Here is a 6,464-nt window from a genome sequence, read left to right as displayed (position 1 = left end):
GCGGCCGAAGCCGCTCCCACTGGCCGTCAGTCAGATCACCCCTACTCCCCATAGTCGTATCAACGACTCAAGTGATCGGCAGGACACGGCCTAGTACACGGCGTGCAGATGGCTGGTTGAACGGTCTACGCGTACGACGTACGTTCAGGGCGCGTACACCGTACAGAGCACTGGGGAGCTTCTCATGCAGACCGTACTCGTCTCCGGCGGCGGAATCGCCGGGCCCGTCCTCGCCTACTGGCTGCGCCGCCACGGCTTCGCGCCCACTGTCGTCGAACGCGCTCCAGGCCAACGCCCCGGCGGCCAGGCCGTGGACATCCGCGGTGTCGCGCTGGAAGTCGTGGAGCGGATGGGCCTGCTGGAGCAGGCGAGCCGCGTGCGGACCCGGATGCGCGGCATGTCGATCCTCGACCCCGACGGCCGCGAGGTCGGCCGCTCCACCGAGGCGACCTTCAGCAGCGGACGGCTCGACAGCGAAGACCTCGAGGTGCTGCGCGAGGACCTGGTGAGGATGGTGCACGAGCACACGCGCGCAGGCGTCGAGTACCTCTTCGGCGACAGCATCACCGCGCTGGACGAGGACGAGACCGGCGTGCGCGTCGACTTCGCGCACGGACCGTCCCGCACCTTCGACCTCGTGGTCGGGGCCGACGGCCTGCACTCCACCGTACGGCGCCTGGCCTTCGGTCCGGAGGAGCACTTCGCCCACCACCTGGGCAGCTACCTCTCGGTGTTCAGCGCGGACAACTTCCTCGCCCTGGACGACTGGCAGGTGTGGCTGCGGGGCGGCGACACGGGTTTCGGCATCATCCCCGTACGCGACAACACCGAACTCAGGATCGCCTTCGGCTTCGAGTCCGCGCCCCTCGCCCACGACCTCCGCGGCGGGGGCGCCCTCCGGCAGCTCGTCGTGGACAAGCTCGCGTCGATGCGATGGGAAGGGACCCGCTTGGCCGAGGCCGCCCGGACGGCCCCCGACTTCTACTGCGACGCCATGGCCCAGATCCGCATGGACCCGTGGTCGCGGGGCCGGGTGACCCTGCTCGGAGACGCCGGCTACTGCCCTTCCCCCCTCTCGGGGCAGGGCACCAGCCTGGCCCTCGTGGGCGCCCACGTGCTGGCCGACTGCCTTGCCCGGGCCGACGGCGACCACCGCACCGCGTATGCCCGCTACGAGCGGCGGATGCGCCCGTTCGTCACCCTCAACCAGGCCCTGGCCACCGAGAACCCCGGCGGACCCGCCTCGGAGGAATCCGTCGCGCACGCCAAGAACGCACTCTCGCTGGACGACTGAGCCCTGCCCTGGACGGGCACCGAAGCCGACAGGGGAGGGCTTGAAGCGGCGGCGAGGCCTGCCCGACGCAGGCGTCGGCCCCCTCTACCAGGAGGGGGCCTCTACTGCTCCTGCGACTTACACTCTCGTTCCTGACGCCTGCAATGCTTTCGAATGCCTTCGTTGGTGCCGTCCGTGCTCACTGGCCGGACGGAGCGTCGCGTACGACGCGGCGAGATGCTGTTCCGAGAGCGACCCCCGCTGGGGGCCTCCGTCCGTGCGCAGTCGGACCGGACGGTTTGTTTCGTTTCACCCGGGTGTGCTCGGGATGGGCCGCTCCTCCGGACGGGCGGTGACGCTCCCGAACTCCCTGCTTTCCGTGGGGCTCTCGCCCTACGCGGCTTCCAGGGGACAGCTCCAGCCTGCGCCTTGCCGGCCGCGGAGGCAACCCCAGCCGGGCCTTCACCGAAGGTGACGGCGGAGGAGCGCGGTGTCGCCGGGCCGCACGTGGGCGGGCAGTTGACCGGGTTTGCGCCTTCAGCCGGTGGGGGTGCCGACCTGGTCGCGTTCGAGCGCGGAGCGCAGCCGGCGGAGGGCCCGGGCGGCGGCTGCCGTCGTGGACTGGTCGAGGGTGCCTTCGACCAGTTCGCTCAGGCCCGCGGCGAAGGTCGCCTCGGCGGCGTCCAGGAGCTGTGAACCGTCGTCGGTCAGGGCCAGGAGCGAGGACCGGCGGTCCGCCGGATTGGCCTGGCGGACGACCCAGCCCTGCTTCTCCAGGCGGTCGACGCCCTTGCTGGTCGCGCCGGCTCCGATGGCGAACTCCGCGGCGAGGTCGGCGACTCGGGCCCCCGGGTGCTCGCGCAGGAACCGCAGGAACTCGAACTGCGAGGTCACGATCCCATGCCGCTCGCGCAGGCGGTCGTTCAGCGCGTTGTACAGGCGCGTCTCGCAGCGGACGAGATCCGCGAAGAATCCTTGGAGGTCGGCGATGCCATCCGATGTATATTCCACGGCATATAGTGTAGAGGAAGTCATTCCATAGGAGGAGCGCAGATGAGCAAGGAACAGCTCGCCAAGATCGACGCGATGCTCCGCCGGCCCCGGCCGGAGGGCCGGCGCTCCGTCGAGGAGCTGCGCGCCGGGTTCAGGGCGCTGATGGACACGATGATCGTGCCGGACGACGTCCGCACCACTCAGGCCGCGCTCGGCGGCCGGCCCGCCCTGCACGTCACACCGGACAGCGGCGCGCGCCCGGGCACGATCCTGTACTTCCACGGTGGCGGCTTCGTCTTCGGCTCTCCCGAGACCGCGCTGTCGCTGACCGCGCAACTCGTCTCGAGGACCGGGTTCGACGCGTACTCGGTGGACTACCGGCTGGCCCCCGAGCACCCGTTCCCGGCTGGTCTGGAAGACAACCTGAGCGCTTACCGCGCCCTCCTCGACAGCGGCCTGGACCCGTCCGCCATCGCGTTCGCCGGGGACTCCGCCGGCGGCGGTTACGCGGTCACCACCACCCTCGCCGCCCGCGACGCGGGCCTGCCGCTGCCCGCCGCGATCGTGGCCTTCTCCCCGGGCGTGGACGCCACCCGGAGCGGGGAGAGCATGACGACCAAGGACGGCATCGACCCGATCTTCACCCGCGAGGCCGTGATGCACACCGGGGCCATGTACCTCGCCGGCCAGGACCCCGCGCAGCCCCTCCTCAGCCCGGCCCTCTTCGCCGACCTGACCGGCTTCCCCCCGCTCCTCATCCAGGTGGGCGCCAACGAGATCCTCCTCGACGACTCCACCCGCCTCGCCGCCCGCGCCCGCGACGCCGGAGTCGACGTCATCCTCGACATCACCGCCGACGCCCCCCACGTCTTCCAGGCCTTCGCGGGCGGCCCCCTCGACGAAGCCGACCAGGCACTCGACCGCGCCGCCCTCTTCCTCGCCCAGCGCATCCCCGCTCCCTGACGCTCCGCGCCCTCACCGGCCGCCGGGCCGCTGGCGTGGCCAGATGATCGTTCAGGCCGGTGCCTGCGGTCCGGCGGCTGCTCGTCGCCGGGGCGACCAGTTCAGCAGCCGGGCCGGGTTCACGGTGACGGCGGCGCGCAGGACCGACGGGCCGACGTGCGCGGCCGGCCAGGCGAGGCAATCGGCGAACGTCCTGCCGCGTTCGTGGCGGGTCCAGGGCCAGTCGCTGCCCCACAGCAGGCGCTGGTGGCCCGCTTCCTCCAGCACGCGCCGCAGCATGAGGCCCGGCGCGTCGGGCGCGCCGGGGGCGCAGCGGTAGGGCGCGGAGGCCTTGATCCACACGTGGTCGCGCGTGGCCAGATCCAGTACCGCGCGATCGGCGCCCTCGGACGCGCCCGGCAGGCCGAGGTGGTCGATCACCACGGGGGACGGCCAGCTACGGAGGGCGGGCGCGATCGCCGTCCACTGTCCGCCCGCCGCGTGCACCTCCAGGTGCTGCCCGCGCTCGGCCAGCAGTGCGGCCACCTGCCGCCAGTGCGGCCCGGCCAGGTCGGGCACCCGCCGACCGATCAGGTTGAGGCGGATGCCCGCGACGCCGTCGAGGGCGAGCGGGGCGAGCGCGTCCGGCCGGCAGGGGCGGTCGTGGTCCAGCACGATGACGGCGCGGAACCTGGCGGGGTGCCGGGCCAGGCAGCCGAGCAGGAACTCGTTGCGCGATCCCAGGAAGCTCGGCTGGACGAGGACCGCGCCGCCGATGCCGTGCCGGTCGAGCAGCGCCAGGTACGTCGCCGGGAGGGCGTCGTAGTCCGGCACCTAGCGGGGGCGGTCGGCCCTGGGCAGGCCGCGGTGGAACACGTGGGCGTGGGTGTCCACCGACTCCACCGACTCGGCCGGTTCGCAGATCACCCGTCGATGGTAGGTCCGGGGGCCCAGGACCGGGGGCCTCTGGACCTTCACCTGACCGACTGTCATATTGGCCTGCATGTTCGACGACGTACTGACGTGCTCACGTTCAGGGCGGCCGGTGCCGCGGAGGCGCTGCCGCTGCGCCGTGCCGGTCGTTGGTTCCTTCCGGCACCGCTCCGACTGCTACCGCACCGACTGCTACCGCACCGACCTCGGGTAAGGAGCGAGCATGCGTCAGTGGTACCGCTCGGCGTCGCCCGGGGGGCGACGGGCGTTCTGGGCCACCTTCGGCGGCTGGGCGCTGGAAGGGGCCGACGCGCAGATCTACGGCCTGGTGCTGCCGACCCTCACCGCGCTGTGGCATCTCACCAACGGCCAGGGCGGGCTGGCCTCCTCGGTCACCCTGGTCTGCACCGCGCTCGGCGGCTGGCTGGCCGGGGCGGCCTCCGACCGGTGGGACCGGGTGGCCGTCCTGCGCTTCACCATCGCCTGGTACGCGGTGGCGACCGCGCTCGTCGGCTTCGCCGACGGCTTCGAGTCCCTGCTGGCCTTCCGGTGCCTACAGGGCATCGGCTTCGGCGGTGAGTGGGCCGCGGGCGCGGTACTGATCAGCGAGTACGTGACCACGCGGTACCGGGGGAGGGCCCTCGGGGCGGTGCAGAGCGGGTGGGCCGTCGGCTGGGCCCTCACCCTCGCCGCCTACTCGGTGCTGGTCGCCGTCCTGCCGCAGGCCTGGGCGTGGCGGGCGATGTTCTGGCTCGGCGTGCTGCCCGCCCTGCTGGTGCTCGCCCTCCGCCGCGGGATCGCCGACCCCACGGCCGACCAGCGGCGGCGGGAGAAGGCCTCGCCGACGGAGATCTTCCGCCCCGGCCTGCTGAGGGTCACCGTCTTCGGCGCGCTGCTCGGGCTCGGCAGCCACGGCGGCTACTACGCCCTCACCACCTTCCTGCCCACCTACCTCCACACCACCCGGCACCTGTCGGTGATGGGCAGCAGCGGGCACCTCGCGGTCTTCATCGCCGGCTCGTTCCTCGGCTACCTCGCATCCGGGTGGCTCTCCGACCGGATCGGCCGCCGCCGCAACGTCGTCCTCTTCGCCCTGTGCTGCCTCGTGACCCTCGTTCCCTACCTGCTGCTGCCACTCGGCGATCTCGGCACCCTCATCGCGGGCGCGCCGCTCGGGTTCTTCTCGGCCGGCATCCCCGGCGGACTGGGCGCCCTGTTCGCGGAGTTGTACCCCACCCGCGTCCGGGGTGCCGGGCAGGGCTTCTGCTACAACCTGGGCCGCATCGTCAGCGCCGCTTTCCCCGCCCTCGTCGGCTACCTCTCCGGACGCCTCGGACTCGCGGCGAGCATCGCCCTCTTCGCGGGGCTCGCCTACGCACTGGCGGCCATCGCCGCCACCTGCCTCCCCGAGACTCGAGACCGCGAACTGCCCCATGACCCGGCTCCCGTGGCCTATCCAGAGCGAACCGCCAAGCTCCCCAGGTAGGGGGCGGGCTGCGCGGACGCTCGGGAGCGTCCGCGCGGCCCAGGGGTGGGGCAGCGTGAGCCTGCGGATCCTGACCTGACCGGCTCTGCCGTCGCGCCCCTTCCGGGGGGAACGCCTCACGACATTCAACCGGCCGAGGTCGCGCCGGCACCGACCTGGTGGACGTAGGTGGTCACAGTGTCAGGAGGCCTCCTCGACGGTGTCGGAGAGGCGGTGGGCGGTGGAGGTGTCGACGCCGAGGGCGGCGAGCAGGTCGAGGACGACGGTGAGGGGTGGGGCTCCGGCCAGGCGAGCGGCTGCAAGGTGGGTGGGGAGGCGGTCGGCGGCGATCAGGGCTGTCCACTGGGTGGCGGAGAGGGCGAGGTAGTGCAGGCCGGGGGGATCGGCCAGCAACGCCAAGTCCGCGGTGGGGCAACGGGACAGGTCGAGGGAACGCAGTCCGGGGAGGGTGCGCAGCGGGGCGAGGTCGACGGGTGACGGGACGTCATTGAGGTGGATCGCCTGGACGCCCGGCGCGAGCCGTTCGTCCAGGGCTGAGGCCACCAGCTGGCGCGAGTCGTCCCCGGACTGCTGCGGGGCGTGCGGATCGGGCTGGCCCAGGATCTGGCCGAGCCAGGCGGTGACGGAGGAGGCGACGTAGCGCGGGCCGCCGTTGTCCGGAAGAAGGAGCCCGGACGGCTCGGCACCACGTACCCGCCGCCGGACAGGCCGACGCTCCCTCGGCTCCCGTGCCCGCGCGGCACGCACTTCGTCCAGCCCTCCGGCGCCTGTGCGACGACCTCCGCCGTGATCTGCCGCGCCGCCTGTTCCACCGTCAGGTCCACACCCACCCTTTTC

6 protein-coding genes are annotated in these 6,464 nt (G+C 72.5%); 3 read left to right on the top strand and 3 right to left on the bottom strand.

Annotation, left to right across the window (positions count from 1 at the left end):
• Positions 1-184 precede the first annotated feature (184 nt).
• Positions 185-1,294: an FAD-dependent monooxygenase gene (locus AB0O82_RS27820; RefSeq protein WP_363586663.1), complete on the top strand. Its 1,110-nt coding sequence runs from the start codon at positions 185-187 to the stop codon at positions 1,292-1,294.
• Positions 1,295-1,810: 516 nt separating this feature from the next.
• On the opposite strand, the gene AB0O82_RS27815 is transcribed toward AB0O82_RS27820, so the two are convergent.
• Positions 1,811-2,308 carry a MarR family transcriptional regulator gene (locus AB0O82_RS27815; protein WP_363586662.1) on the bottom strand — a complete coding sequence of 166 codons (498 nt, stop codon included), beginning with the start codon at positions 2,306-2,308 and terminating at the stop codon, positions 1,811-1,813.
• Between the two features lie 18 nt (positions 2,309-2,326).
• Here AB0O82_RS27815 and AB0O82_RS27810 point away from each other — a divergent pair, with 18 nt between their 5' ends.
• On the top strand, positions 2,327-3,229 hold the full coding sequence (locus AB0O82_RS27810) for an alpha/beta hydrolase (RefSeq protein WP_363586661.1): 903 nt from the start codon (positions 2,327-2,329) through the stop codon (positions 3,227-3,229).
• Between the two features lie 51 nt (positions 3,230-3,280).
• Here the strand turns inward: AB0O82_RS27810 and AB0O82_RS27805 are convergent, their stop codons facing one another.
• Positions 3,281-4,042: an amidohydrolase family protein gene (locus tag AB0O82_RS27805; protein WP_363586660.1), complete on the bottom strand. Its 762-nt coding sequence runs from the start codon at positions 4,040-4,042 to the stop codon at positions 3,281-3,283.
• A gap of 322 nt (positions 4,043-4,364) precedes the next feature.
• Between AB0O82_RS27805 and AB0O82_RS27800 the strand changes: the two genes are divergently transcribed.
• Positions 4,365-5,627, top strand: a complete 1,263-nt coding sequence (locus tag AB0O82_RS27800) for an MFS transporter (protein ID WP_363586659.1) — start codon at positions 4,365-4,367, stop codon at positions 5,625-5,627.
• A gap of 180 nt (positions 5,628-5,807) precedes the next feature.
• Here AB0O82_RS27800 and AB0O82_RS27795 read toward each other — a convergent pair whose 3' ends face one another.
• The gene (locus tag AB0O82_RS27795) at positions 5,808-6,374 is read right to left on the bottom strand and encodes a hypothetical protein (RefSeq protein ID WP_363586658.1); all 567 of its coding nucleotides are present in this window, start codon (positions 6,372-6,374) and stop codon (positions 5,808-5,810) included.
• Positions 6,375-6,464 lie beyond the last annotated feature (90 nt).

It is taken from the genome of Kitasatospora sp. NPDC088264, assembly GCF_040685715.1.
In the GTDB taxonomy this organism is placed as follows: Bacteria; Actinomycetota; Actinomycetes; order Streptomycetales; family Streptomycetaceae; genus Kitasatospora.
Note: the sequence above shows the minus strand (reverse complement) of the source record. Positions and strands in the feature narration are given on the sequence as shown.

What these genes read in the sequence shown, in the direction of transcription:
- AB0O82_RS27800 (WP_363586659.1), top strand. Translation starts at nt 4,365, where the DNA reads ATGCGTCAGTGGTACCGCTCGGCGTCGCCCGGGGGGCGACGGGCGTTC.
- AB0O82_RS27810 (WP_363586661.1), top strand. Translation starts at nt 2,327, where the DNA reads ATGAGCAAGGAACAGCTCGCCAAGATCGACGCGATGCTCCGCCGGCCC.
- AB0O82_RS27815 (WP_363586662.1), bottom strand. Translation starts at nt 2,308, where the DNA reads ATGACTTCCTCTACACTATATGCCGTGGAATATACATCGGATGGCATC.
- AB0O82_RS27820 (WP_363586663.1), top strand. Translation starts at nt 185, where the DNA reads ATGCAGACCGTACTCGTCTCCGGCGGCGGAATCGCCGGGCCCGTCCTC.